A 25,028-nucleotide genomic window follows, 5' to 3' on the forward strand; every position below is an offset into this window, starting at 1 on the left:
CTGACCGGGAACTCTTGCGCGGGTTGAACAAACCCGTGACCGAAGAGGAGAGGCAGCGCGCTTGCATTTCGGCGGCAGAGGCGGTGCAGTGGGCGGAAGAGCATCTATTCGACCGCAACTCGGTCGTGCAGGAGTGCCAGGTGTGGCAGGAAGCGCTGGGCCGGGCGCGCGGAGAAGATTTCTCGCTGGCCGAACTCAAGCAGCTCACGGAGCGACGCGGTTACATCCGGGATGCGGATCGTCCCGGTGAATTGACCAAGCGCGACGTGCTATTGCGCGAGTGGGAGATTGTTCAGACCGCCAAGGAAGGTGTCGGCGACTGTTGGCCGCTCGTGCCGAGTCCGCAGCCTGCCAACCCAAAGCTCGATGATGAGCAGCGCAAGGGGCTTGATGGGTTGCTTGGCTCAACGAATCTGGTTTCTGTCTTTCGCGGTGGTGCGGGCACGGGAAAAAGCTTCGTGCTGCATGAGTTGGTCCGGCAAATCCAACAATCAGGACGGCCGGTGACCGTTCTAGCGCCGCAGCGTCAGCAAGTGGTGGATATGGAAAAGGCAGGGTTTCCGTCACCGGCGACGGTGGCGAGTTTTCTCACCAAGGCTGAATTGCCGGAACGAGCCGTGATCGTGGTCGATGAGGCTGGCCAGATTGGCGGTCGGCAAATGCTGGCGTTACTCCGACTCGCCAAGGAGCGAAATGCACGGGTCATTCTCTCCGGCGACACCCGGCAGCATGGTGCGGTGGAAGCATCGGATGCGTTGCTCGCCATCGAGCGTCATGCCGGGGTGAAGCCAGTGGAGTTGCACAAGATTCGTCGCCAAGACCCCGGCCTCGCTCGCGACAATAGCGAACGCGCCAGCATCAAGCGGTATCGGAGCGCCGTTGAAGCAGCGGCAGCCGGACGATTGGCGGAGTCCTTCAAACGCCTCGATCAAATGGGCGCGCTCGTCGGTTGCGGCCTGGGCGAACAGGCCGAAAAGCTCGCCGATGAATACGTTCGACTCGCAAAGCAAAGCGCTTCGGCGGTCGTGGTGTCACAGACCTGGGGCGAAGTGCATCGCGTCAACACGCGCGTGCGCGAGGCGCTCAAGGCGAAGGGATTACTCGGTGCAAGTGATACCACCATTCAAGCGCTCGAACGCGTGGACCTGACCAATGCACAGAAGCGCGACGAACGATTCTATCCGCAAGATGCGGTCATTGTGTTCAATCAGAAGGTGCGCGAAGCCGACGCTGGGGCGAAAGGAAAGCTGTCGGGAATCATCAAAACCGGTCTGCTCGTGGAAGTCGGCGGACGATTCGTCACCGTCTCGAACAAGATGCTCGACCGGATTTCGGTCTGTCAGGCGCGTGAGATTGCCGTTGCGTCTGGCGACCGCCTGCACCTGAAAGCCAACCGGAAGCTGGCATCCGGTGGACGCGTCACGAACGGAGAACTTGTCGCGGTTAAGTCAGTTCGTGGTGATGGCAGCATTGAACTCGCCGATGGCCGTGTGTTAGATGCGAGCTTCCGCGAATTCCTGCCGGGCTACGCCGTCACGTCCTACGGGTCGCAAGGCAAGACGGTGGATTACGTCCTGTTCTCCGATTCCACCATCAAGGCGGCAACGAGCGCGCAGCAATGGTATGTGACCATTTCGCGTGGACGGCGTGGCATCCGCATATTCACACCGGACAAGGAGCAGTTGCGCGAGAACGTGGCTCGCTCCGGCCACAGGCCATTGGCACTCGAACTCGCGGCTGGTCTAGTCCCTCGAAACGGTGTGCGCCTCTGGGATCGGCTGCATGGTTACATGCGGCGCTTTGGTCGTCGTGCCGCCGACAACTTCTGTCGCCTGAAACTTTCTCGTCATCGTCATCAACCCATTGAAACCCATGAGCACAAAAACACCCGAATGTTGGGCGAGCGATCCGAACGCTCGCGCGGTCAAAATCGAAGTATCCGCTGAACAAAGCCTCCTGCTGCCGTTCGATCAATTCGCCTTTGCTGACCTCAAGAACGAGGGTAAGGAGCAGCGCCTCCGTTTGGTTTTCGCCACCCATGAAATCACGCTTCGCGGCCACGCTCTGCGACGTATCGAGACAGCAATGCAGCGGATGGAACTATCCTTCCTAATGGCGCTGGTCGGCAATCAGCGAAATCTCCTCGCGGAAGGTCAGCCGGCAATCGCTGAAATCACCGTGAAAGAGGCCATCGTCGAACACAAGGAAGCGGAGTCCAGACAGTGAACATCAAGCGTCCGTCAAACACCAGGCGGAGACTGTCCCGTAGAGATAATCTGTAATTTCACGAGTTGCTGGTTGAGCACGACCACACCGCCGTCGCTTCTGCGACTCGGAAAAAGAATGCCGCTCGCGTTACCAGTGTGACCGAGTGTGTTGAGGCATTCGACGACGAATTGAGATTTCAAGTATTGCCCTGTGGCTAGTTCGCGGTCTGCGTAAATCGCTTCGCGATATTCCTCTGGAAGTTTGTTCATGTTCCAAACGGGCGTGTCCTGGCCCAAGCACGAATACTCGTATATGGTTGGGCCAGCAGGCGGCCTTTCGGCCAGAGCCACGCCAAAGGACGTTCCATACCAGCTCCCACTCTCACCCTGCGATTTGAAGCTGCCCCCAGCCGTGGAGACGTAGCCAGTCCAATAATTCGCTGGCTCGATTTGCACAACACGGCAAATGCCGCTGCCCGATGGGAGCGTGTCTAACAGACTGTTTCCGCTGGCCTTTAGCCAGCCTGATACGAGATTGAAATAGTTATCCATACTATTCTTTACACGGCCTTTGTCGTTGGGATTGGTCGAAGGAGCATTTTTTGTGAGATATATTTTTTCACAAGTCGCGAAAAAAAGTGTATGCGCTCACGCGCCGAGGAAATATCGGCTTTTTTGAGCATGGCCCGGCTGGGCCTAGCTGAAAAAATAGCCCAGACTGCGAAGACTCGTGTGGTTTGGGTTTCCAACAACGATGTGATCGAGAACTTCGATTTTAAGAAGTTGACCAGCTCGAATGAGGTCACGGGTGATTTTGATGTCGGCCTCGGAAGGAGTCGGCTCACCGCTCGGATGATTGTGCGCGATGATGATTGCAGCGGCGCTCGCCATGATTGCTAAACGAAATACCTCCCTGGGATGACAGAGAATGGTATCCATTGTCCCAATGGACACCAGATAGTGGCCTTTGATGCGCCGACGTGTGTTTAGGATGAACACCACCAGACATTCACATTCAGAATTGAAGTAGGGATGGGTCGCGATATGCGTTCTCCAATAGGCGGCTGCCTGATCCGGGGTCTCGCAAGGTTGCATGGTGTCGGGAGTGGGACATTCCCGAAGTGATACGATTTTCCATTCCTGTGGCCGGGGTGGAAATTTGATGGGTTTGACGATTTTGTTCTGCGGTTGCAGAGCGGTGGTGGGGCATCCGGTGGCGATGAGGTTTTCTGTTGTGTTCATGTTTTGCGTTTCGTTCTGAAGGAGCGGGACTGCTCTCTTCACCACCGGACCGGGAGAGCAGCCCCGCTCCGAACGAAACGCACCCGTGTCTGACTGCGCCGCCGGGCAGCGGAGCATCAGCAACGAAGTGACAGCGGGCGAAAGGATGTTTCGACCGCTGGCGCGAGGTTGCGCGGAGCAACCAGAGGCGCGGGCAGACGCGGGATGAACACGACGGAAAATTTCAGCGGCGGATGCCAGACGGTTGCCAGAGCATTAGTGCCTGAAGTTTGTTACTTGAATGGTGCAAGCCTGGCGATCGCTTGGTGTCACAAAAACAAGGCAGTTTTTGTGACAGGCATTTCCATTGCATCATCCTGGCCTTGCCTCGGTTTGGTGGACAGGTGGTGAATGCATGAGACATCGGTGTTTTGGTTTTAGTTGAGTTGGGTTTCAAAGTCCACAGGGGATTGGTAGCCGGCGGCGCCGCGGCGCAGTGCCGGGCTGACCTCGATTTGGGGACTGGGGCTGTTGCTGATATTCTACGCCCTGAGTCCCGGTCCGGTCCTGAAATACTTCGGGCCTAATCCGCCCAATGCCGTCGCCATGCTGTATGTGCCCCTGATCTACCTTTACGGCAGGGTTCCCGCCGTGCACAACTTCTACGAATGGTATCTCAAGCTTTGGGGCGTGTAGTGGCGCCCTCAACTTGCAACGCCCGGTCGTTAAACACGCAAGTGACGAGCGGTTGACGCCGGCTGCCCTTACTGGTGAGCCCGCAAGCGCGCCTCGGCCAGGTCGATGTCGCGCTGGATGCGGCGCAGGACCTCGTCGCTGATGACGTTCTCATCGCGGAGCTGGAGGATGGTGCGGCGTTCGACCTGAAGCGCCGCGTGGGAGAGCCGTTCAAATTCACTGGAGAACCGCCGCAGGCGGGCGCCGGAGGGCCGGGCCTCGTCGCCCTTCAACTGGAGGATGTGATCTTCGTATTCCACCCGCAGGCGCTGGCGGGCGTCGAGAAAGGCGGGCTCGCTGCCGGCGGTTTCAGTGAGCCGGGCCAGCGCCGCGTGGTTGGCCTTGAGGCGCGCCTCGTGCTCCTCGCGATCTGACGTGCCATCGTCCTCGACGCCAAGGGCACGGATGAGCAGCGGCAGCGTGAGCCCCTGCACCACCAGCGTGGCGATGATGACGATGAAGGTGAGAAACAGAATCAAGTTGCGCTCGATGACCATCAACGGCAGGGCCAGCGCCGCCGCCAGCGAAACCACGCCGCGCATGCCCGTCCAGGCCACGATGGCCACGTTGCGCCAGCTCGGCGCGGGGTCGCGTTCGCGGAGGCGCCGGGACAGAAGCCGTGGGATGTAGGTGGCGGGAAACACCCAGAGCACCCGGATGAGAATAACCGCCACACTGATGATGACGGCGTAACCAACGCGATGCCGCAACGGAATGGCGTCGTGCGACAACGCCGCCATGACCTCGGGCAGTTGCAGGCCGATGAGGATGAAAACGCAGCCGTTCAGGAGGAATTCCACCATTTCCCACACCGGGCCGCCCTGTAATCGCGTTTCGAAGGTGAACAGCTCGGGCACGCGCCGGCCGAGATACAGTCCGGCCGCAACGACGGCGAGCACGCCGGAGACGTGCAGGCGTTCGGCGGCGAGATACGCCACAAACGGCGTCAGCAAGGACACGGTAATCTCGATGGGCGCATCCTCGACGCGTTTGTGAAATTGCGCGCCCAGCCAGCCGATGAGCAGACCCAGCGCGATGCCGCCCAAGCCGACGATGAGAAACTGGCCCCCGGCCTTGGCGAAGGAAAACGAACCCGTCACGATGGCCGCCACGGCAAAGCGATAAGCAACCAGCGCGGTCGCGTCGTTCACGAGGCTTTCGCCTTCCAAAATGGTGACGATGCGCCGGGGAATTTTCAGGCGTTGCGCAATGGCCGTGGCCGCGATGGCGTCCGGCGGGGAAACGATGGCCCCGAGCACAAAGCCGGACGCGAGCCCCAGGTGCATGAATGTGTGGCCGAGCCACGCGACGATGACGGTGGTGAACAGCACCAGCCCGACCGCCAGCAGCGTGATGGGCCGGAGGTTCGCACGGAAGTCCCGCCACGAGGTGAACAGGGCCGCCGGAAACAGCAGCGGCGGCAGGAAGAAGAGAAAGACCAGTTCCGGATCGAGGCGGACCTTCGGCAGGCCGGGAATGAGACCGATGCCCAGCCCGCCAATGACGAACAGGATGGGATAAGGGATGTGGAGTTTGCGCGCCAGCAGCGCCATCACCGCCACGGCGATCAACAAACCCACGAAAATTTCCACGACGCCCGTCATGCGCGCGGGACAATACGGGCGAACGATGAATTTGAAAAGAGACGGAGTGAGACCGGCAAACGACGGGCCGCTATAGCAGTTTCATAAATACTGTAGCCGTCCTGACGGCAGCAGCCCCTCACCCCGTCCCTCTTCCCCATCCGATGGGGAGAGGGTGGCCGAAGGCCGGGTGAGGGGCCGGCGAATAACCCGACGGCTACGACATTATTTAAACCGCTCTAGTCGATGGACGGCCAGCGGGCAGCGGTCACGCGCCGGCGCAGGCCCGCGTAGAGCCCAACCATCAGGACCGTTTCTCCCGCCACGAGCCACCAGAACCACCCGCCGTGCCACGCCCATGCCGTCACGCCCGCCAGCGCCAGCGCCACGAGCATGACGCCGATCATGGCCAGGCCGCGTCCGGCGGATTTGGCCTCCTCGGTGGGCAGGGAGAGCGGCACGGCGCGGCCGCCGAGGCACGGCAGGAGCGCGTAAACCGGCAGGGCAATGATGCCGGGCAGCATGAGTTCGAGCTGGCCCAAATCCCGTTTCACGAGCCACGCCAGCAGGCCGAGCCCGACGAGCACGGGAAACGCCAGCAGGCACAGCACGGCGCGCCGTGCGCCATGACACAACGGCGCCGGGCCCGGCATCGGCGCCACGCGGAACAAATCCGCCGCCTGCCATTGCTGCGAGTATTGCAGCAGGTTCAGCCCGAGCAATGGGACGAGCCCGAGATACGAGCCGGCAAAGGCCGTGGTGAAGCCGCCGCCGCTGCCGCCGCGCCGCGCGAAATCCTGAAAGAGAAACAGCAGCGGCATCACCATGATGGGCGCAATGCCCGGATACACGCGCAGCTTCACGTCGCGGTCGCGGAAGAGATAGGCCGCCGTCAGCCGGAACGCCGCGCGGGACACGGAATCGCGCAGCCACCAGCACAGCGGCGGCCGGTGCAGGAGCACGTCCAGGCCGCGCCGCCGGCCGCGGGAGCGCGGCGCCGCCACGGATTCGTTGAGCGTTTGCAGGCCGGCCCCGTAATCCCGGGCCAGTTGCCCAAACGCCAGCCACAGCGACAGGAGCGTCACCGCCACCGCCAGCGCGGCAAGCAGCCACGAACCCTGATGGCGTCCGCCCGCCAGCGCATCGTCCAGCCCGGCGAACCACGTGGGCGGCAGCAGCGCGAGCCACCAGGATTCGGCATTCAGGGACAGCTTCGGCCCGAACCGCCCGATCAACTGCGGCAGCAACTGGCCGCCGAGGACGGCGAAGAGCGCCAGCAGCACCTGCGCCGTGGTCATCAACCCTTCGAGCCGCTCGCGGCCGAACCAGCGCAGGCACAGTTGATAGACCACCACCACGGCGCTCACGCAGAACAGCGCCTGCAAGACCGTCGAAAACGCGTGCACCAGCGGGAAGCTCCAGCCGCCGTCCGCAGCAAAGGCGCCGGCGACAAGCCCGGCCAGATTGAAGGCGCCGGCCAGCCACAGCGAGACCTGCACGAGCACGGCGATTTTGGCCCACAACAACGCCCGCGGCGTCACCGGCCGGTGCAGGAGAATGTCCGCCTCCTCCTTGTTGAACAGCACCTCGCCCGACGAGGCGGCGATGAACATGCCGAGGAACACGAAGGTCATGCCGTGCAGATAAACGGACAGCAGAAAGACGTTCTGGCGGACGAAGGCGAGCGCGGCAAGGCCGACCACCGCATAGATGAACAGCGCCCAACCCAGCTTGGAGGCGACGGATTTGGGCACGCCGGATTTCTGAAGCCCGCGCGCGCCGCGCCCGCGCAGGAAGAGCGTCAGGAACAGGCGGCGCAGCGTGCGTTCCGGCGCGGCCGCGGGACGCAGGACCGGCGGGCGCGGTTCCGGGGCGGGGTTCATGAGCGAAAGGTCCGGGCAAAATCGGCGGCGCGCTGTTCCAGTTCGGTGCCGCCCGTCAATTGCGTGAAGAGCCGCTCCAAGGTGCCGCTGCCGTGCGCGGCGACGAGTTCGTCCGGTTTGCCGTCGAGCAGCAGCCGGCCCTTGTCGATGATGATCACGCGGTCGCACACGCGTTCCACCACGTCCAGAATGTGCGAGCTGTAAACGATGGTCTTGCCCTCGCGCGCCAGGGTTTGGATGAGCGCCTTGAACCCCACCGCCGCGTTGGCGTCGAGGCCGTCGAGCGGTTCGTCGAAGAAGACGACCGGCGGATTGTGCAGCAGCGCCGCGGTGATGACGACCTTGCGGCGCATGCCTTTCGAGTAGGCGCCGAGCAGCTTGTCGGTCAACGTCTCAAAGCTGAGGTCGAAGAAGGCGATGAACTGCCGGATGCGCACGCGCGCGGCGTCCTCAGGAATGCCGTAAAGCGCCGCCACCATCTCGAGGTATTCGAGGCCGGTGAGGGATTCGAAGACCGCGCCGGATTCCGGGACGAAGCCCACGCGGCGTTTGACCTCGAGCAGGTCATCGCGCAGGTCGAATCCGCAGAGGCGGGCGGTGCCGCGGGTGGGCTCGATCATGCCGGTCAGCATCTTCAAGGTGGTGGACTTGCCGGCGCCGTTGGGACCGAGAAAACCGACGATCTGGCCGGCGGGGATTTCACAGCTCAACGCATCGACGGCCGTCTGGGAGCCGAACACCTTGGTCAGTTGCTGCACGGAAATCATGGGCGCGCGGCCATTCCTGCCCCAAGGCCCGCCGCTTGGCGATAAAAATCCGCACCCCGCCCGGCCCGCGCGGATTGACGACAGCGACCTTGCCCCGGACTGCTTCCAGCAACGCAGCGGCAGCTACACTCAAGCCCTCGAAAACGGAGGCGCGTCGCCGCGCAGGGCGACTGCACGGGAGGCGTTTGCAAACGTTTCGGACCGGCCGTCCTCCCGTCGGACTTGTGATTCCGGCCGGCGCGCGTAAGCTCCCCGGCGTGAAAGGAAAACTCGCATTGCCCATCGCCTTGATGGTGGTGTTCGCGCTGACGCGCGTGCCGGGCATGTTGCCGCAGAATTTCAGCGCTGCCTACGCGCTGGTGTTCTGCGCAGGCGTGTATTTTTCCGGCCGCATGGCGTGGTGGCTGCCGCTGGGAACCATGCTGGTCACGGACATCGGATTGAATCTGTATTACTGGCTGGCGCTGGGATGGAACGTGTGGACGCCGACCAACATTGCCTATCAAAGCTTCAACTACGTGGCCTATCTCGCGTTGATCTGGCTGGGGCGGCGGTTCAAGCCAACAGCGTCCTTCGTGTCACTTCTCGGCGGTGGGATTCTCGGGGCCATTCTGTTCTATTTTATCACGAACACGGCATCGTGGCTGTTCAACCCTTTCCACAACCCCGAATATACCAAGACGTTCGCAAGCTGGCTGCTTGCATTGACCAAAGGCATCGGCGGCTGGCCTTCTACTTGGGAATTTTTCCGCAATACGCTCCTGAGCGGCGGGCTGTTCACCGGCCTGTTTGTCGGCGCCATGAAGCTCAGCGAGGCCGCCGAGGAACGGGAGGAGGAAGCCGAGGAACCCGACGCCACGCCCGAGGCCGAACCGGAAGAATCACAAGCATAGGATGGCCTTGAATAGACCTCCGGTGCTGCACGTCAGCCTCCACCCATGAGTGCCAGAACCAAAATTGGAGTGATTTCCGACACCCACGATTTTCTTGATCCGCGGGTGAAGGAGCTGTTCGCCGATGTGCAGCACATTTTGCACGCGGGCGACATCGGCACGGTGTGGATCACGTTCCAGCTCGAACAAATCGCCCCGGTCACGGCCGTGGTCGGCAACACGGACAGCGGCCTGGATTTCAAGGAAGTGGCCGTGGTGACGGTCGCGCAGCGGAAGTTTCTGCTCCAGCACATCGTGAACCCGGCAGCGCCGGACGACCAGTTGCGGCGGCAGCTCGCGAAGCACCGGCCCGACGCCGTCATCTTTGGCCACACGCACAAGACCTACAATGACGCGCAGTCCGGCACGCTGTTCTTCAATCCCGGCTACGCGGGCCGGCCCCGGCTCAACCAGCCGCGCAGCGTGGCCATCTTTCACTGCGATGCCGCGGGCATCACGCCGGAATTCGTCCCCCTGCCCGACTGAGCCGGCGCGCCGGCCTTCAGCTTCAACGCCAGCCAAAGCCAGAGCAGCGCCCCGACGCCCAACGCCACGGGCAGCACCAGCACGGCCTTTTGCAGGCTTTGCCATTGGTCGGACAACCAGCCCACCATGAGCGGGGACGGCACGTCGCCAAACAGATGGATGAGGAAGATGGACAACGCCATGGCGCTGGCGCGGAGATTCACCGGCACGGTTTCCAGAATCAACGTGTTCACCGGCCCGGTGCCGAGGAACAGCAGGAACATGGCCGCGGCCAGACAGGCCATGGACACCGTCTGGGACTGCGCGAGAAAGGCGCCGGCTGACACCGGCACGGCCACCAGCACGGACAAGCCCAGCACCCACGCGTAGGCGGCGCGATTGCGCTTGTGCCACGCCGTCGCGGCAAACCCGCCCACGAAGGTTCCCAGCAGGCCCGCCACCACCAGCACGAGACCGAAAAATTCCGCGGCCCGGGCTTCGGCCATCCCGTGGACGCGATTCAGAAAGGTCGGCCCCCACAGGGCAAACGCGCCCAGGGCAAACGTGTAGGCCACGTAGCCGCCGACCACGAGCAGGTAATCCGGCAGGCAGAAAAGCCGCAGCACATCGGCCACGCGCGGTTTGCTGACGTGATCCACGCCATCGGCCGCGCCGCGGCCGGGTTCGGCAAAGGGCAGCAGGAGCAGCGCGAGCAGCAACCCGGGCGCGCCGGCCCAGATGAACGCGTGCCGCCAGCCCCAATGTTCGGAAATGAGCCCGCCGATGATGGTGCCCAGCGCCGCACCGACGGGAATCGCCACGTAGAAAATCGTCAACGCGTTGTTCCGCCGGGCGGACCCAAACGTGTCGGAAATGTAGCTGGGGCTGATCGTCGCGTAGCTGGCTTCGCCCACGCCAACGAGCACGCGAAAGCCGATCATCATCGCAAACGTCGCCGCGAAGCCGGTGAGCAGCGTGCCCACGCTCCAGACGAAAATGCCCACCGCGATCAGCCATTTGCGCGAGGTCCGGTCGCCCAGGTAGCCGAACACGGGCGACGTGACGAAGTAGCCCAGCATGAACGCCGTGCCGAGCCAGCCGTTCTGGCTGTCCGTCAGGACCAGATCGCGCTGCACGGACGGCAGCACGGCGGACAGGACGTAGCGGTCGAAATAGTTGAAGAGGTTCAGCCCGGTGAGGATGAACAACGTCCAGAACGGCGACAGTTTGCGGCTCATGTGAATCCGGCCCCGGCCGGCGATGGGCGGAGCTTAACCCAGCCCCCGCCGCCGGCCCGCATCGAAAAAACTTCCCGCCCGCGCCGGATTCTCAATCCGGCCGGGATTCGTCCCGCCCGCACTTTTGCTCGAAGCGGTCGATGTGCGTGCGCCTGCCCGTCACGGCGAGCAGGTCATTGAACTGGAGCACGAAATCCGGTTCGGGCTCGAAATTCTCCATCGCGTCGTCCTCCGCCGCGGCCTCCCCCGCGGGCCGGTCGCGGCTGATGAGCACGACGGTGACGCGATACTTCCCCGGCAACTGGGCATCGCTCAATTTCACGCGGTCCAGGACGCGGCCGGCGCGGATGTAGGCGAGCTGATATTCGCCGCTGATGGGCCGGCGCTCGGACACCGAACCGGCCCGCAGGGTTTCGGCCAGTTGATAAGCCATGTCGCGGCTGGGCAGCACCACCAGGTCGGCGCCCACCTTCTCGAGCACCTGCGCGTGTTTGATGTCCACCGCGCGGGCCACGACCTTTTTCGCCTTCAGCTCCTTCAACGTCAGGGTGGCCAGAATGCTCGCCTGCATGTTTTCGCCAATCGAAACCACGACCGCGTCAGCCTCCGGCGCACCGGCGGCCCGGAGCGCCTCCTCGTCATCGGCGTCCAGTTCCACGGCGTGAAAGCCGTCCTCGGACAGGTCCTCCACGCGTTTCGGACTGGAGTCGGCGATGACCACTTCGCAGCCGAATTCGCACAGGCGGGAGGCGAGGTGGGTGCCAAAGCGGCCGCCGCCCAGAATGAAAATGCGCAAGCTCATGATTCAACCCAGTGAAATGCTTTCCTCGGGATACCGGACATGCCACGGCACCAGCGGCCGGCACAGGTGCATGGCCAGCATCAGCGGCCCAACGCGCCCGAGGAACATGAGCGCGATGATAATCGCCTTGCCCGGACTGGTCAAAAGCGGCGTCACATCCGCGCTCAACCCCACGGTGCCGAAGGCGGACACCGCTTCGAACACCACCCCCAGCCAGCCGTGCCGCGCGTGCACCGCAAGACTGCCGCCTTCGGTGATCATCAACAGGATCACCGCCAGCAACAGGCTCGCCGTGGCCAGCAGCAGAATCATCACGGCTGCGCTGGTCTGGCTGCCCGGCACACGGCGGCCAAACAGATTCACCTCGCTGCGGCGGCGCAGGGCCGCCCAGGCCGCCAGCACCAGCACCGCCGTGGTGCTGGTCTTGATGCCGCCCGCCATCGAACCGGGCGCCCCGCCGATGAACATGAGCACAATGCTGATTTGCAGCGTCGCCGGATGCATCTGCGCCAGATCCACGACGCTGAAGCCCGCCGTGCGGGTCATGGTCGAATGAAAAAACGCCCACGACAGGCGTTCACCGAACGAATGCGCCGCCGCCAGGGTGCGGTTCCATTCCAGCGCCAGCGTCAGCAACGTCCCGCCCGCGAGCAGCAGGACCGTGAGCACCACGGATAGCCGGGTCTGCACGCTCAGGCTGCCGCGTTTGCGCGAATCGCGCCGCCACCAGCGGTAGTAACGGAGATTGACCAAGGTCAGCAGCCCGATGCCGCCCGTGATAACCAGCGCGTCCACGACGCCGAGCAGGGCCGGCACATTTTTCCAGCGCGCCAGCCCTTCGGGAAAAATCGAAATCCCCGCGTTGCAAAAGGCGCTGACCGAATGGAACACCGCCTGCCAGAGCGCGATGCCCACCGGCTGCTCCGGCCATTGCTGGGAAATCAAGCTGAACAACGCCACCGCACCGGCCAGTTCCGTGACCAGCACGACGACGCAAGCGTAGGCAAAAATGTCGCCGGGCCGGACCGAACGCAATTGTCCGAACGCACCGGCAATGGATTGCTCGTGCGCGAGCGACAGCCGGTTCCCGGTCAGCACCAGAAAAAACGTGCCCGCCGTCATGATGCCGATGCCGCCGGCCTGGATCAGCACCAGCAGCACCGCCTGGCCGAAGCCGTTGAAAACCTCCGCCACGTTCACCGGACTCAAGCCGGTGACGCAGGTGGCGGACGTGGACAGGAACAGCGCATCGAGCGAGGAAATGCTCCGCCCCGGGTTGTGCGCCAGGGGCAGCCGCAGGAACAGCGCGCCAACCAGAATCAGGGCCCCAAACGCATACGGAATCGGGCGGAGCGGCGCCTCGTGGCCGCGCAGGGTTGACTTGTAGCCGGTGCGGCCCCCGAACCGCGCCATGAAGCGCTGCCAGACCCGGGGCGTGGCCCCGCCACGCCGGCCCGGCACGCCGCGGGATTCATCTGACTTCTCTCGGCCCCACCAATGCATGTTCGGCCGCCAAGCTGCCGGGCCGGTTTCCCGTTGGCGAGCGTATTTGCCGCCGCCCGCGGCGGGCGCTCATTGCCGCACCAGCTTGAGGGTTTCCGCAAACGCGTTGGTGTCATCGCGATATTGGAGAATGAAGCGTTGCAGTTCGGCCGTGTCCGCCGTGAGCACGAGCTTGCCGCTGTCCGGCTGCTGCGCATCGCGATCCACCCACACGTGGCGGATGGCAGCGGGATTCGTTTTCACCAGTTCCTGCAACCAGCCGTAGCTCAGGAGCGACAATTCCAACGCCGTGCCATCGAGCCGCGAGACCGCCAGCAAATAATGCGGCGGAATGAAATCATCCTCGCGCTTCGTGGGCAGCGCATCGAGATAACGGCGCCCGGGCAACGCAAACAGGTGGGCGGTGAACCCGGTCTTTTCGGCCGTATCACGCACCGTGAGCAGGTAGGACTGGTCCGGGCCCGCGGCGAACTGCCAGTTCTTCTCCGCCGCATTCGTTTCGCCGGCTTCGGCCCACGTGCCGATCAACGCCGGATCGGAAACCACGTCCTTGGCAGTGTAATAGGGATAAACGGAAGTGACCACGCAGCCAACCAGCGCTACGAGGCTGGTCGCGAGCAGGCCGTAAGCGATTGTTTTAAGGTTTGGTTTCATGGGAATCGGATGGGTTGATGATTCAATGTGCGCCCTTTCGGCTCGGTGGCAACCGGCCGCATCCGCGGCGAAGGGGTTTGACCGATGGACGTTAGCGGCCGGCCAGCGTGGCGCGAAATCGATAAAATGAAGGCCGCTTCGAGAAAAGCGATGGCGTGCCCGCGTGATTGACTTCCCGGCGCTGCGGCATAGGATGAACGCCGCTGGAATTCGGGCTGGCGCGCTCGTCTATCGGCTAGGACACGGCCCTCTCAAGGCTGAAAGACGGGTTCGATTCCCGTGCGCGCTACCAATCCGGCTCAATCCCCGACATGACCGCGTTTCAAATCATTTTCACTCCGACGGCGGCGGCGGAACTCGCGCGGATGCCCAAGGATCTGCAACTGCAAATCCTCGGCGAATTCCGCGGCGTGCCGCATCAGGTCATGGCCACCGACCTGGAGGATTTCGGCAAGCTGGAACGGGACGGCCGCGTGTTGCACCGTCTGCGCATCGGCGACTACCGGATTTACTTCGAGAAACACGACCTCGGCGTGCTCGTGCACCGCATCCTGAGCCGGCACACGCTGAAGGATTTTTACTTCCGCCACGGCTTGAAGGTGCCGGAAGACGAAGCCCTGCAAAGCAACCCCCGCTTCTGGGAGCTCATCGAAAGCGCCCGCACGGCCAGCAAGGGGTGAGGGCCCGATTGAGTGGGGCTATTTCGGCCCGCTTTGGCAAAACAAGTCAGTTCCCTACCCCGCCTCTTCGCCGAGTTCCACGTTCCAGTAGGCGAGATCCACGAAGTGCTTCCAGCTTTCGTGCTGTTGGAAGTGCAGATTGATCTGCACGAACGGACGCCACTTGGGCTTCTTCGGCTTGCGGACGAGGTGCATGCCGGCCTCAATCGGCGTCCGGTTGCTCTTGCGCGTGTTGCAGCGGATGCACGAGCAGACGATGTTTTCCCACGTCGTCGGCCCGCCGCGGTCGCGCGGGATGACATGGTCGAGATTCAAATCCTTCCGGTCGAACACATGGCCGCAATACTGGCAGGTGTTCTTGTCGCGCTCGAAGATGTTGTGCCGGGTGAATTTCACCTCCTTCTTCGGCATGTGGTCGAACATGGCGAGCAGGATCACCCGCGGCACGCGGATGCGGAACGAAATGGTGTGGATGCTTTCCGGATGCGGTTCGGCCTGCGACAGGCTGTGCCATTCGCGGAAATCGAACGTCTGGAAGCTGCCGTCCGGCCGGCTGAGCACGACCTCGGCGTGCCCTTGAAACAACAGCGTGAGCGCGCGGCGGACAGAGCAGACGTTGACCGCCTGCCACAGCCGGTTGAGAACCAGCACCTGCGAATTGAGGAACGAAGTGCTCATGGCCTTCGATGGGCGGACGCTAGCATGGCGACGCCGGGAGTGTCAACGGGCGCGGGGCGTGGTTGCGCAGGCGGCAACCGCGCTTGACGCCACGGGCGGAACGACTTGGCCGGGCACGCCGCCGAATGGCCGGCCCGTCCGCTTGTGTCCCCTCGCCGCTCCACGTATCTTCGCGCCCATGACCAATGGCAATGGCGACAACCACTTCATCAAGGAGGATCCGTGGCGCATCTTCCGCATCATGGCGGAGTTTGTGGAATCCTTTGAAACCATGTCGCGGGTGGGCCCGGCCGTGACGGTGTTCGGCTCGGCGCGGATGAAGCCGGCCGACCCGTGCTACCAGTTGACGGTCGAACTCGGCAAGCAGCTCGCCAAACACAAGATCGCGGTCATCACGGGCGGCGGACCGGGGCTGATGGAGGCGGCCAACAAGGGCGCGGCCCAGGCAAAGGGAAAATCGGTCGGCCTGAACATCGAACTGCCGCACGAACAAAAGGGTAATCGCTACGCAAACCTCCCGCTGCACTTCCACTACTTTTTCGCCCGCAAGGTCTGCTTCGCCAAATACAGCATGGGATTCATCTTCATGCCGGGCGGCTTTGGCACCCTGGATGAATTCGCCGAAATCCTGACGCTGGTGCAGACGGGACGCATCCCCCGCTTTCCGCTGATTCTCTTCGGCAAACAATTCTGGTCCGGCCTCATCGCGTGGATGCAGGCGCAGATGCAGCAGCGCCGCAAACTCATCGGGCCGCGCGACCTCGAACTCTTCAACGTGGTGGACCGGCCGGAGGAGGCCGTCGAGCTCATCCTCGACTATGAACGCCGCGTCGGTCCGCCCGAGACCGTGCCCACGGCATTCCAGTGACGGCCGGCGCCAGTTCAATCCAAACAAAGGCGCCAAGGGCGGAACCGCGTCCGCCAGAAAACCGATGTATTCACTGACCACTCTCCCGAACGGCCTGCGCGTTGCGACCGCCGAAATGCCCCACATGGCCAGCGTCAGTGTGGGCCTCTGGGTCGGCGTGGGTTCGCGTTACGAGCCGGCGCCGCTCAACGGCGTCAGCCATTTCATCGAACACATGCTGTTCAAGGGAACGCACCGCCGGTCCGCCCGCGAGATTTCCGAGGAGGTTGAAGGCATCGGCGGTTATTTGAACGCCTTCACCAGCGAGGAAATCACCTGCTTCCACGCCCGCGTGCATCACCACCACTTTGCGGACGTGCTGGACGTCCTGATGGACATGCTGCACCACTCGTGCTTCGCGCCCGCGGACATCGTCAAGGAGCGCGACGTCATCAAGGAGGAGATCGCCATGTATCGCGACCAGCCGGCGCAGCAGGTGCAGGAACTCCTCAACGCCATCGTCTGGCCCAACCATCCGCTGGGCCGCTCCATCACGGGCACCAACCGCTCGCTCGACCGCCTGCGCCGGCTGCAATTGACCGGCTTCCTGGGACGGAATTACGTCGCCGGCAACACGGTGGTGGTGGCCGCCGGCAACATCCGGCATGCCGCCGTGGTGCGGGCCGCAAGCCGTTATGCCCGGCATTTTCGCACCGGCGCCCCGCCCGTTTGTCCGCCCGCTGAGGCGCGCCAGCGCGGACCGCGCCTCAAATTGTTCGCCAAACCCATCGAACAGGCGCAGCTCGCCCTCGGCCTGCGCACGTGCTCGCGTCATGATGATCGGCGTTTTGCCCTGCGCGTCTTCAACGCCATCCTTGGCGAGAACATGAGTTCACGGCTGTTCCAGCGCATTCGTGAAGACCTGGGACTGGCCTACACCATTTACAGCACGCCGAGCTTCTATGCGGACACGGGCGACCTCGTCATCTCGGCCGGGCTGGACACGGACAACCTGCCCCGCACCCTGCGGCTGATCCGGCAGGAGCTGGAGCGTTGCGCCGCCGCCGCGCCCGGCCGCGCCGAATTGCAGCGTGCCCGCGACTTTGTCATCGGCCAGTTCGACCTGACCCTGGAAAGCACGGAAAACCAGATGAACTTCGTCGGCGAACAAGTCCTCGGTTACGGCCGTCTCACCGCACCGGAACTGACCAAACGCCGGCTCGCGGCGGTGACCGCCACGCAAATCCGGCTGGTGGCGCAGACGTATTTTCAGCCGGACGGGCTCAGCCTCGCCGTCGTCAGCCCGCTGCGGGACGACGCGCAGCTGCGCGCTGAACTGCGGTGGTCGTGAAGCGGGTGTTTGCCGTGGGCGGTGAACTGGGCTATCACTTGCCGGCGTGCAGGCCGAACACCTCAACGAACCCATCACCCGCCTCGCAAGCAAGGACTTCACGGCCCTCGCCGTGGACCTGACCGTGGCGGGCGCGCTGGCCCAAATTCGCGAACGGGGGGTCGCCGAGAAAATCATTTATTTCTACGTGGTGGACCACGACGGCAAGCTCATGGGCGTGGTGCCGACGCGGCGCCTGTTGACCGCCGCCCTCGACACGCCGCTGGCGCAAATCATGATTGCCCGCGTGGTCGTGGTGCCGGACACGGCCACCATCATGGAGGCCTGCGAGATGTTCCTGCTCCACAAGTTCCTCGCCTTTCCCGTGGTGGACTTGCGCCACCGGCTCGTCGGCGTCATGAACGTGAGCCTGTTCACCGACGAGGTGTTTGACCTGTCCGAGAAATCGCACATGGACGACGTGTTTCAGACAATCGGTTTTCGCGTGGCCGAGGTGCAGAACGCCTCGCCGACCCGGGCGTTTCGGCTGCGTTTTCCGTGGCTGCTCGCCACCATCGGCGGCGGCATTTGCTGCGCCCTGCTGGCGGCGCGCTACGAAGCGACGCTCGCCACCAGCCTCGTGCTGGCGTTTTTTTTGACGCTGGTGCTCGGCCTCGCCGAAAGCGTCAGCGCGCAATCGCTGACGGTCGCGATTCAATCATTGCACGGACGCGAGCCCGATCGCGCCTGGTTTTTGCGCGCCATGGGCAAGGAGTTCCTCACCGCGGTGCTGCTCGGCGGAGCGTGCGGCCTGATCGTCGGACTCGTGGCGTGGCTTTGGCGCGGCAGCCCGAGTGCCGCCGCGGTCATCGGCGGCAGCATCACCCTCGCGATGGTCACCGCGTGTTTGCTGGGGCTGGCGGTGCCCACGATCCTGCACCGCTTGAAACTGGATCCCCGCATCGCCGCCGGACCGATGACGCTGGCGCTGGCGGACATCGGCACGTTGCTGTTCTACTTCAATCTGGCGAAGTTTGTCCTCTCACGCGAATGACGCCGGCCATCCAGTCCGTGGTCACCACCCACACCCCGGAGTCGCTCGTCGAGCTGCTTCACGGCGAGCCCGGGATTGTGCTGCTGCGCAGCGGGCTGTTCGACTCACCACAGGCGCGTTACTCCTTCGTTGCCGCCCGGCCGTTTCTCACCTTTCGTGCCTGCGGATCGCGCTGCGAGGTGACGCCGCACGATGCCGTCGGCCGGCCGCACGTTCAATTCGGCAACCCGTGGCGCGGTCTGGAGGCGCTGCTGGCCCGCTATGAATTGCCGGATGAAGTGGACCTCCCCTTCCCGCTCGGCGGCTGTTTCGGTTTTTGGGGTTATGACCTGAAGGAATTCGTCGAACCCAAGTTGCGGGTTCACACCGCGGCCGACCTTGACCTGCCCGACTGCCAGCTCGGCTTCTATGCCAGCCTCGTCGCGTTCGACCATCGGCTGGGCCAGGCATGGATCATTGCCACCGGGCTGGGCGCCGACGGAGCGCGCGACGAACACCGGCAAGCCGCGCAATTTAACTTCTGGCACGCCCGCCTCACCGCCCGCCCGCAGCCGGAGAGGGTAATTCCACGGCCCAACTGGCACGTGCGCGAGGTCACCTCGAGCTTCAGCCGCGCCGGCTTCATCGCCGCAGTGGAAGCGGCGCAACGCTACATTCACACGGGCGACATTTATCAGGTGAACCTCGCCCAACGGCTGTCGGCGCCGTGCGACGGGACCTCCGTTTCGCCCGCGGCCTTGGGCTGGAATTTGTTCCGCCGGTTGACCGAAGTTTCGCCCGCGCCGTTCGCGGCGTTTCTGGACGGGGGTGATTTTCAACTCGCTTCGTCCTCGCCCGAACAGTTCCTGCGGCTGAGCGGACCGCACATCCAGACCCGACCCATCAAGGGCACGCGCCCGCGTCACCTCGATCCGACGCGCGACGCCCAACTGGCTTACGAACTGCAAACCAGCGCCAAGGAGCAGGCCGAGCTCGTGATGATTACCGACCTGCTGCGCAACGATCTTGGCCGAGTCTGTGAATTCGGCTCCGTGCAGGTTCCGGATTTGCTGCGGCTCGAAAAATTCGCGCAGGTGCAGCACCTCGTTTCCACCATCGAAGGGCGGCTCCGGCCGGAGATCACGCATCTCGACGCTTTGGCCGCGTGCTTCCCTGGCGGCAGCATCACTGGCGCCCCCAAGTTTCGCGCCATGGAAATCATCGATGAACTCGAACCGGTCGCGCGCGGACCTTATTGCGGCGCACTCGGCTACCTCGGGTTCAATCGGGAAAGCCAGCTAAGCATCCTCATCCGCACCGCCATCTGCAAGGACGGCGTCGCCCATTTCCCGGTCGGCGCCGGCATCGTGGCCGATTCGGATCCCGCGGCCGAATACGAGGAGACGCTGGCCAAGGCGCAGGGCTTTTTCGCGGCATTGGAACGGCCTGACGCTCAGTCCGTCAGCCAAGGGACCGGAGCAAAGCCGGACCGGGTTCCGCACTCGCAGCCGGATGTCAAAACCCCATGATTGTTTTCCTCAACGGACAGTTCGTCTCGGAGGCGCAGGCAACCGTCTCGGTGTTCGACCGCTCGTTTCTTTACGGCGACGGCCTGTTTGAAACCCTGCGCGTGACGAACGGCAAACCGTTCCGCTGGGAACAACATCTGGACCGCCTTGTGCGCGGCGCAGAATTTTTAGGCCTCAAAATCCCGTTCGACCGTCCGGCGCTGGCGCGGTTTGCCGGCGAATTGATCGCACAAAATCGCCTGCCTGAAGCGTTGCTGCGGCTGACGTTGTCACGCGGCGTCGGTCCGCGCGGTTACTCGCCGCGCGGCGCGGACCAGCCGTTGCTGGTGATGGCGCTGCACCCATTCAAGATGCCGACGGCCGACCCTGAGTCTTCAATGGGTGGGGTCGTGGCAGCCGGCGGATTGGTTCGCTGGCGGGCGCACACGGCGGGTTGCCGCCTGCCAGCGGGCGAAGCGCTGGCGCAGTTCAAAACCTGCAACAAACTGGCGCAGGTGCTGGCGCGGGCGGAAGCCGAGGCCGCCGGTGCGGATGAAGCCCTGCTCCTCAACACCGCCGGATTTCTGGTGGAAGGCGCGGGCAGCAATCTTTTTTGGATCCGGGATGGCGTCGTCAGCACACCGCCCCTGGCCAGCGGCATTCTCGCCGGCGTGACGCGGGCCGTGGTGCGCGAACTGTGCGAGGCGCGCGGCGTGCCGTTCACGGAGGCGCAGTTGAAACCGGCCGAACTGCCGCAGATGGACGGCGCGTTTTTGTCGCTCAGCTCACTCGGCCTCGTGGAACTGGCGGAAGTGGACGGAACCCCGATCAATCGTGCGCCCATCCTGCCGCAACTGCACGCTGCCTACCAAACGCTGCTGGAAAGGGAGTGTGGCGCCCGTTAGAAAGTTTTTTCCAACTGGAGCACGCGCGGATAGACCGGTGAATTCGTCGGGGTCCGTTCCTTGACGGCCAGGAAAACCTTCTTGGCTTCGTTGGGATCCTCCCGCATCAACGCCAGCGCATAGTCCATTTCAATCCAAGCCTTGCGCGGATCCTGCACCTGCGCGCCATAGGCTTTGAGCCAGTTGCGCATGCCGGTGGCGCCGTTCTTTTGCGCTATCTCCAACGAGGAAGCCAGTTCCCACGGCAGACCGGGAAGCTGGTCAGGTCGCAGGTCCGCACCGGTTTCGACCGTCTGCTTGTGTTTGGCTTCCTCCGCGACCTGCTGGTAATAGGAAAAGAGCTTCCATCCCGCCACCAGAACCAACACGACGATGAATATGGAAATGATTTTGGTCATGAGTCGCTAATCCGCTCGATGCGCGCCCCGAGCCGGCGCAATTTGCCATCAATGTTTTCGTAACCGCGGTCCAAATGGTAAATGCGGCTCACGCTGGTGGTGCCCTTGGCCGCCAGCCCCGCAATGACCAAAGCCGCCGACGCCCGCAAATCGCTGGCCATCACGGGCGCGCCGCTCAACGGCCGGCCACCCTTCACAATCGCACTGGGCCCTTCGATTTCAATGTCCGCCCCCAGGCGCGACAGCTCGCTCACATGCATGAACCGCGATTCAAAGATGCGTTCCGTGATGATGCTGATGCCGGGGGCCAGTGTCAGCAACGCCATCATTTGCGCCTGCACGTCCGTGGGAAAACCGGAATACGGCAGCGTGGTGACATCGACGGCGCGCAACCGGCCGGCGCGCTTCACGATCATGTCATTGCCGCGGCGAGTGACGGCCACCCCGGCGGACCGCAACTTGTCGAGCACTGCATGAAGATGATCGGCCCGCGCGCCCTTGAGCGTCACCTCGCCATCAGTGGCCGCCGCAGCAATGGCAAAAGTGGCGGCCTCGATGCGGTCCGGAATCACCTCGTGTTCGGCGCCGTGCAGTTGTTTGACGCCCGTGATGATGAGAGTGGGACTCCCAGCCCCCGTGATCTTCGCGCCCATCGCAATGAGGAAGTTGGCCAGATCAACCACCTCGGGTTCGCACGCCGCGCTTTCAACTACCGTAACGCCCTCCGCCAGCACGGCGGCCATCATCACATTCGCCGTGCCCAACACCGTCGAACCGGCCCGGCCGCCCAGAAAGACCTCCGTGCCGAGCAAACGCCGCGCCGCGGCCTGCACGTAACCGGCTTCGATGGTGATTTTGGCGCCAAGCGATTCAAAGCCTTTCAGATGCAGATTGATGGGGCGTGCACCAATGACACAACCGCCGGGCAGCGACACCCGGGCGCGTTTCAATCGCCCCAGCAACGGTCCCATGATGCAAATTGAACCGCGCATCTTGCGGACCAGTTCGTAATCCGCCATGCCCTTGATCTTGCGCGCCTGCACGCGGACAGTGTCCCCCTCGATCTTCACATCGGCGCCCAGCCAGCGGAGGATTTCGCCCATGTATTTGACATCGCTCAGGCGGGGCACGCGCCGGATGACGCAGGGTTCTTCAGTGAGCAGAGTGGCGGCGAGAATGGGCAGCACGGCGTTTTTGGCACCGCTGATCTGGACCTCGCCGGCGAGCGGAACACCGCCCTTGATCATCAAACTATCCATGAAATGCGTTGTGGCTGCCGGTCATTGGTTGCGCTCATCAAAACGCCGTAAAACGTCACGGACGCCGCGCAAGAAGGAACCGGTCGCGCAGAGAGTAGTCCTGCCTTGTGCCTTCGACAATCCACTTCTGTGCGGCGAAAATTTCACTCACGGACGCGGCCTGATCATCGCCCAATTCGACCGCAATTCTCCCCGCCGGGTTCAACCAAGCACTCCCCTGCGCCGCGATCTGACGGTAAAAGCGGAGCCCATCCTCGCCGCCATCCAGCGCTTGATGAGGATCAAAATCGCGCACCTCGGGCTGCAATGTGGCGATCTCGGGCGTGGGAATGTAGGGCGGATTGCTGACGATGAGGTCAAAGCGTTGATCATGCGGCAGAGCGGCAAAGCCGTCGCCCGGCACGAACTGAATGCGTTCAGCAGCGCCGGTCCGGACCGCATTGGCCCGGGCGAGTTCCAACGCCGGCGCCGAAATGTCGCCCGCCCAAATCCGGGCGCGGGGCACCTTCAGCGCCAGCGCGATCGCCAGACAGCCCGTGCCGGTGCCGAAGTCGAAAACGCACGGTGCCGGCGCCGGATGTTGCGCGAGCAGTTCCCAGCCGATTTGCGCAAGGGTTTCGGTTTCCGGGCGCGGAATCAATGCAGCCCGGGTGGAGGCGAGTTCGATGCCACAAAAGGAAACCGTGCCGAGAATGTGCTGGAGCGGCTCGCGCTGTCCGCGGCGCCGGACCAGTTCACGGAACGCATCCGTTTCTACGGCCTGGAGCTGCCGCTCGAAATTAAGATACAATTTCAAGCGCGGCAGCTGGAGCACGTGCGCCAGCAGCAGTTCGGCCTGCAGGCGCGACGACTCCACGCCCTTTTGGTCGAAAAACGCGGCGGTTTTCTGAATGGCCTCGAGAACGGTCACGCGTCCGCTGCTAGCCGAGAATGCGCTTGCCCTCGGAGAGGAAGATGCCCTTGAAGTTCATCTCGAGCGCCTGCGGATTGGTGGCCTTGGCCAGGGCTTCCTCCTTGGAAACCTTGCCTTCCTGCACGAGTTTGAACAACGACTGGTTGAAGTTGATCATGCCATCGTCCGTGCCGGTTTCAATGGCGGCAGCCAGCTTGTCGAGGCGGTTTTCCTCGATCATCTTTTTGACGGTCGGCGTGTTGATCATGATTTCCACGGCCGGCGTCATGCGGCCGTTGATGGTCTGCGCCATGCGTTGACAGATGACCGCGCGAAGGCAGCCCGCCAGCTGCCGGCGAACCTGCTCACGTTCATCGGCCTTGAAGAAATCCATGATGCGCGTCACTGACTGCGACGCCGTCGTGGTGTGCAGCGTGGACAGCACGAGATGGCCGGTGTCCGCCGCGCTCATGGCCGCCATGAAGCTGACGGCATCGCGCATTTCGCCCAGCATGATGATGTCCGGATCCTGCCGCAGCACGTGTTTGAGCGCGTGGTGAAAGGAAAGCGTATCCAGCCCGACCTCCCGCTGCTCAATGACCGACTGGTTGTCCTCGAACACGAACTCGATGGGATCCTCCATCGTGACGATGTGTTTTTTGAAGTTGGCATTGATGTGCTCAAGCATGCACGCGAGCGTCGTGGATTTGCCGGACCCGGTGGCGCCGGCCACCAGAACGATGCCGCGCGGCGTTGAGGCCATATCCTTCAGCACTTCGGGCAGACCGAGTTCATGAAAGGCGGGCACGGTGGATTTGACGTGCCGCATGGCGAGACAGAACTGGCCCCGCTGCTGAAAAAGGTTCGTGCGGAAACGACCCACACCCGGCAGGAAGTAGGAGAAATCCACCTCCCGTTCCTCCTCGAGGCGATGCTTGAGATGCTGCGGGGTGATGTTCTCCACCACCTTGTTCATCCATTCCTCGGTGGGATAAGGGCACTCGGCGGCCACAAGATCCCGGCTGATGCGATAAATGACCGGCCCCCCGACTTTGATATGAACATCCGACGCGTGGCTGTCAACGCCGGCCGTAAGAATCTTGTGGAACAGTTCCATGCCGCCAGTCTAGCGGCCGGGTCGCGGTCACGCCAGCGGGGATTGCGCCAGCGCGCTCAAGCGGGCCTGCGCCTGCTTGGAGAGGCTGGTGAACACCATGGAAACGTGGTAGCCGGAATGCTTGTTTCCCGAGCAACTGATCACCACACCGCTGCAGTTGACGACCTCGTTGTCGCGGGCCCGCAGGGTCAGGGTCATTTCCGTCCATGCCGCAAAAGGCGTTGGACTGCGGAACTCAATGCCGCTGCGGTGCAGGACGACGGAATCCTCCGTCAGGGTCAAGTGTGCCTCGCGTCCGTGGATGGTGACATTGCTCGGCAGGAAGTTGTTGTTGGTGGTGGTGGCTTTTCTGGCGCTCATACGCTTGAATCAGGTTAACACGAGGCTGGAT

26 protein-coding genes and 1 tRNA gene are annotated in these 25,028 nt (G+C 63.2%); 12 read left to right on the plus strand and 15 right to left on the minus strand.

Annotation, left to right across the window (positions count from 1 at the left end):
• Positions 1 to 35: 35 nt before the first annotated feature.
• Positions 36 to 1,946: an AAA family ATPase gene (locus VFV96_10035; GenBank protein HEU5070733.1), complete on the plus strand. Its 1,911-nt coding sequence runs from the start codon at positions 36 to 38 to the stop codon at positions 1,944 to 1,946.
• Entirely contained in the window at positions 1,873 to 2,226 is a 354-nt protein-coding gene (locus tag VFV96_10040; GenBank protein ID HEU5070734.1) for a hypothetical protein, read from the plus strand. Before VFV96_10035 ends, VFV96_10040 begins: the two co-directional genes overlap by 74 nt.
• Before the next feature lie 14 nt (positions 2,227 to 2,240).
• On the opposite strand, the gene VFV96_10045 is transcribed toward VFV96_10040, so the two are convergent.
• Positions 2,241 to 2,759 (minus strand): hypothetical protein, encoded by a 519-nt coding sequence (locus VFV96_10045; protein ID HEU5070735.1) that lies wholly within the window; start codon positions 2,757 to 2,759, stop codon positions 2,241 to 2,243.
• Positions 2,760 to 2,903: 144 nt separating this feature from the next.
• Positions 2,904 to 3,449, minus strand: a complete 546-nt coding sequence (locus VFV96_10050) for a JAB domain-containing protein (GenBank protein ID HEU5070736.1) — start codon at positions 3,447 to 3,449, stop codon at positions 2,904 to 2,906.
• A gap of 510 nt (positions 3,450 to 3,959) precedes the next feature.
• Here VFV96_10050 and VFV96_10055 point away from each other — a divergent pair.
• On the plus strand, positions 3,960 to 4,124 hold the full coding sequence (locus VFV96_10055) for a hypothetical protein (protein HEU5070737.1): 165 nt from the start codon (positions 3,960 to 3,962) through the stop codon (positions 4,122 to 4,124).
• A gap of 68 nt (positions 4,125 to 4,192) precedes the next feature.
• On the opposite strand, the gene VFV96_10060 is transcribed toward VFV96_10055, so the two are convergent.
• From VFV96_10060 to VFV96_10070, 3 genes are all read right to left on the minus strand, one after another.
• Entirely contained in the window at positions 4,193 to 5,767 is a 1,575-nt protein-coding gene (locus VFV96_10060; protein ID HEU5070738.1) for a Na+/H+ antiporter, read from the minus strand.
• Positions 5,768 to 5,985: 218 nt separating this feature from the next.
• Complete coding sequence (locus VFV96_10065; protein HEU5070739.1) at positions 5,986 to 7,629, minus strand: hypothetical protein; 1,644 nt, start codon at positions 7,627 to 7,629, stop codon at positions 5,986 to 5,988.
• Positions 7,626 to 8,396: an ABC transporter ATP-binding protein gene (locus VFV96_10070; GenBank protein HEU5070740.1), complete on the minus strand. Its 771-nt coding sequence runs from the start codon at positions 8,394 to 8,396 to the stop codon at positions 7,626 to 7,628. Before VFV96_10070 ends, VFV96_10065 begins: the two co-directional genes overlap by 4 nt.
• 257 nt (positions 8,397 to 8,653) lie before the next feature.
• Between VFV96_10070 and VFV96_10075 the strand changes: the two genes are divergently transcribed.
• A complete protein-coding gene (locus tag VFV96_10075; protein ID HEU5070741.1) occupies positions 8,654 to 9,289 on the plus strand; it encodes a DUF6580 family putative transport protein in 636 nt (211 codons plus the stop codon).
• Positions 9,290 to 9,334: 45 nt separating this feature from the next.
• Entirely contained in the window at positions 9,335 to 9,814 is a 480-nt protein-coding gene (locus tag VFV96_10080) for a metallophosphoesterase family protein (protein HEU5070742.1), read from the plus strand.
• On the opposite strand, the gene VFV96_10085 is transcribed toward VFV96_10080, so the two are convergent.
• The 4 genes from VFV96_10085 to VFV96_10100 all read right to left on the minus strand — a co-directional run bounded on the left by VFV96_10085 (position 9,763) and on the right by VFV96_10100 (position 13,990).
• The gene (locus tag VFV96_10085; protein ID HEU5070743.1) at positions 9,763 to 11,031 is read right to left on the minus strand and encodes an MFS transporter; all 1,269 of its coding nucleotides are present in this window, start codon (positions 11,029 to 11,031) and stop codon (positions 9,763 to 9,765) included. The genes VFV96_10080 and VFV96_10085 overlap by 52 nt on opposite strands.
• A 91-nt stretch (positions 11,032 to 11,122) precedes the next feature.
• Entirely contained in the window at positions 11,123 to 11,833 is a 711-nt protein-coding gene (locus VFV96_10090) for a TrkA family potassium uptake protein (protein HEU5070744.1), read from the minus strand.
• 3 nt (positions 11,834 to 11,836) lie between these two features.
• Entirely contained in the window at positions 11,837 to 13,336 is a 1,500-nt protein-coding gene (locus VFV96_10095) for a potassium transporter TrkG (protein HEU5070745.1), read from the minus strand.
• 69 nt (positions 13,337 to 13,405) lie between these two features.
• Entirely contained in the window at positions 13,406 to 13,990 is a 585-nt protein-coding gene (locus VFV96_10100; protein HEU5070746.1) for a hypothetical protein, read from the minus strand.
• A gap of 217 nt (positions 13,991 to 14,207) precedes the next feature.
• Between VFV96_10100 and VFV96_10105 the strand changes: the two genes are divergently transcribed.
• Positions 14,208 to 14,282 (plus strand) — tRNA-Glu (locus tag VFV96_10105).
• Between the two features lie 19 nt (positions 14,283 to 14,301).
• On the plus strand, positions 14,302 to 14,670 hold the full coding sequence (locus VFV96_10110) for a type II toxin-antitoxin system RelE/ParE family toxin (GenBank protein HEU5070747.1): 369 nt from the start codon (positions 14,302 to 14,304) through the stop codon (positions 14,668 to 14,670).
• Between the two features lie 54 nt (positions 14,671 to 14,724).
• Here VFV96_10110 and VFV96_10115 read toward each other — a convergent pair whose 3' ends face one another.
• Entirely contained in the window at positions 14,725 to 15,348 is a 624-nt protein-coding gene (locus VFV96_10115) for an HNH endonuclease (GenBank protein ID HEU5070748.1), read from the minus strand.
• Between the two features lie 178 nt (positions 15,349 to 15,526).
• On the opposite strand from VFV96_10115, the gene VFV96_10120 reads away from it, so the two are divergent.
• From VFV96_10120 to VFV96_10140, 5 genes are all read left to right on the plus strand, one after another.
• On the plus strand, positions 15,527 to 16,216 hold the full coding sequence (locus VFV96_10120; protein HEU5070749.1) for a TIGR00730 family Rossman fold protein: 690 nt from the start codon (positions 15,527 to 15,529) through the stop codon (positions 16,214 to 16,216).
• A 64-nt stretch (positions 16,217 to 16,280) separates the two neighbouring features.
• A complete protein-coding gene (locus tag VFV96_10125; GenBank protein ID HEU5070750.1) occupies positions 16,281 to 17,546 on the plus strand; it encodes a pitrilysin family protein in 1,266 nt (421 codons plus the stop codon).
• A 46-nt stretch (positions 17,547 to 17,592) separates the two neighbouring features.
• Positions 17,593 to 18,579 carry a magnesium transporter gene (locus VFV96_10130; GenBank protein HEU5070751.1) on the plus strand — a complete coding sequence of 329 codons (987 nt, stop codon included), beginning with the start codon at positions 17,593 to 17,595 and terminating at the stop codon, positions 18,577 to 18,579.
• Complete coding sequence (gene pabB / locus VFV96_10135; protein HEU5070752.1) at positions 18,576 to 20,087, plus strand: aminodeoxychorismate synthase component I; 1,512 nt, start codon at positions 18,576 to 18,578, stop codon at positions 20,085 to 20,087. Before VFV96_10130 ends, pabB begins: the two co-directional genes overlap by 4 nt.
• On the plus strand, positions 20,084 to 20,971 hold the full coding sequence (locus VFV96_10140) for an aminotransferase class IV (protein HEU5070753.1): 888 nt from the start codon (positions 20,084 to 20,086) through the stop codon (positions 20,969 to 20,971). The genes pabB and VFV96_10140 overlap by 4 nt, the downstream gene beginning before the upstream one ends.
• On the opposite strand, the gene VFV96_10145 is transcribed toward VFV96_10140, so the two are convergent.
• The 5 genes from VFV96_10145 to VFV96_10165 are packed head-to-tail and all read right to left on the minus strand — an operon-like array spanning position 20,968 to position 24,997.
• On the minus strand, positions 20,968 to 21,369 hold the full coding sequence (locus tag VFV96_10145) for a hypothetical protein (GenBank protein ID HEU5070754.1): 402 nt from the start codon (positions 21,367 to 21,369) through the stop codon (positions 20,968 to 20,970). The genes VFV96_10140 and VFV96_10145 overlap by 4 nt on opposite strands.
• Positions 21,366 to 22,628: a UDP-N-acetylglucosamine 1-carboxyvinyltransferase gene (gene murA, locus VFV96_10150; protein HEU5070755.1), complete on the minus strand. Its 1,263-nt coding sequence runs from the start codon at positions 22,626 to 22,628 to the stop codon at positions 21,366 to 21,368. Before murA ends, VFV96_10145 begins: the two co-directional genes overlap by 4 nt.
• Positions 22,629 to 22,683: 55 nt before the next feature.
• The gene (prmC, locus tag VFV96_10155; protein ID HEU5070756.1) at positions 22,684 to 23,538 is read right to left on the minus strand and encodes a peptide chain release factor N(5)-glutamine methyltransferase; all 855 of its coding nucleotides are present in this window, start codon (positions 23,536 to 23,538) and stop codon (positions 22,684 to 22,686) included.
• A gap of 10 nt (positions 23,539 to 23,548) precedes the next feature.
• A complete protein-coding gene (locus tag VFV96_10160; GenBank protein ID HEU5070757.1) occupies positions 23,549 to 24,637 on the minus strand; it encodes a PilT/PilU family type 4a pilus ATPase in 1,089 nt (362 codons plus the stop codon).
• Between the two features lie 27 nt (positions 24,638 to 24,664).
• Positions 24,665 to 24,997: a PilZ domain-containing protein gene (locus VFV96_10165; GenBank protein HEU5070758.1), complete on the minus strand. Its 333-nt coding sequence runs from the start codon at positions 24,995 to 24,997 to the stop codon at positions 24,665 to 24,667.
• Between the last annotated feature and the right edge of the window lie 31 nt (positions 24,998 to 25,028).

Source organism: Verrucomicrobiia bacterium (assembly GCA_035765895.1).
GTDB lineage: Bacteria > Verrucomicrobiota > Verrucomicrobiia > Limisphaerales > DSYF01 > DSYF01.

Excerpts from the sequence above, each read along its gene's own strand:
- VFV96_10040 (HEU5070734.1), top strand. The coding sequence starts at position 1,873 with ATGAGCACAAAAACACCCGAATGTTGGGCGAGCGATCCGAACGCTCGC.
- VFV96_10045 (HEU5070735.1), bottom strand. The coding sequence starts at position 2,759 with ATGGATAACTATTTCAATCTCGTATCAGGCTGGCTAAAGGCCAGCGGA.
- VFV96_10050 (HEU5070736.1), bottom strand. The coding sequence starts at position 3,449 with ATGAACACAACAGAAAACCTCATCGCCACCGGATGCCCCACCACCGCT.
- VFV96_10060 (HEU5070738.1), bottom strand. The coding sequence starts at position 5,767 with ATGACGGGCGTCGTGGAAATTTTCGTGGGTTTGTTGATCGCCGTGGCG.
- VFV96_10065 (HEU5070739.1), bottom strand. The coding sequence starts at position 7,629 with ATGAACCCCGCCCCGGAACCGCGCCCGCCGGTCCTGCGTCCCGCGGCC.
- VFV96_10070 (HEU5070740.1), bottom strand. The coding sequence starts at position 8,396 with ATGATTTCCGTGCAGCAACTGACCAAGGTGTTCGGCTCCCAGACGGCC.
- VFV96_10080 (HEU5070742.1), top strand. The coding sequence starts at position 9,335 with ATGAGTGCCAGAACCAAAATTGGAGTGATTTCCGACACCCACGATTTT.
- VFV96_10085 (HEU5070743.1), bottom strand. The coding sequence starts at position 11,031 with ATGAGCCGCAAACTGTCGCCGTTCTGGACGTTGTTCATCCTCACCGGG.
- VFV96_10090 (HEU5070744.1), bottom strand. The coding sequence starts at position 11,833 with ATGAGCTTGCGCATTTTCATTCTGGGCGGCGGCCGCTTTGGCACCCAC.
- VFV96_10095 (HEU5070745.1), bottom strand. The coding sequence starts at position 13,336 with ATGCATTGGTGGGGCCGAGAGAAGTCAGATGAATCCCGCGGCGTGCCG.
- VFV96_10100 (HEU5070746.1), bottom strand. The coding sequence starts at position 13,990 with ATGAAACCAAACCTTAAAACAATCGCTTACGGCCTGCTCGCGACCAGC.
- VFV96_10110 (HEU5070747.1), top strand. The coding sequence starts at position 14,302 with ATGACCGCGTTTCAAATCATTTTCACTCCGACGGCGGCGGCGGAACTC.
- VFV96_10115 (HEU5070748.1), bottom strand. The coding sequence starts at position 15,348 with ATGAGCACTTCGTTCCTCAATTCGCAGGTGCTGGTTCTCAACCGGCTG.
- VFV96_10120 (HEU5070749.1), top strand. The coding sequence starts at position 15,527 with ATGACCAATGGCAATGGCGACAACCACTTCATCAAGGAGGATCCGTGG.
- VFV96_10125 (HEU5070750.1), top strand. The coding sequence starts at position 16,281 with ATGTATTCACTGACCACTCTCCCGAACGGCCTGCGCGTTGCGACCGCC.
- pabB (HEU5070752.1), top strand. The coding sequence starts at position 18,576 with ATGACGCCGGCCATCCAGTCCGTGGTCACCACCCACACCCCGGAGTCG.
- VFV96_10140 (HEU5070753.1), top strand. The coding sequence starts at position 20,084 with ATGATTGTTTTCCTCAACGGACAGTTCGTCTCGGAGGCGCAGGCAACC.
- VFV96_10145 (HEU5070754.1), bottom strand. The coding sequence starts at position 21,369 with ATGACCAAAATCATTTCCATATTCATCGTCGTGTTGGTTCTGGTGGCG.
- murA (HEU5070755.1), bottom strand. The coding sequence starts at position 22,628 with ATGGATAGTTTGATGATCAAGGGCGGTGTTCCGCTCGCCGGCGAGGTC.
- VFV96_10160 (HEU5070757.1), bottom strand. The coding sequence starts at position 24,637 with ATGGAACTGTTCCACAAGATTCTTACGGCCGGCGTTGACAGCCACGCG.
- VFV96_10165 (HEU5070758.1), bottom strand. The coding sequence starts at position 24,997 with ATGAGCGCCAGAAAAGCCACCACCACCAACAACAACTTCCTGCCGAGC.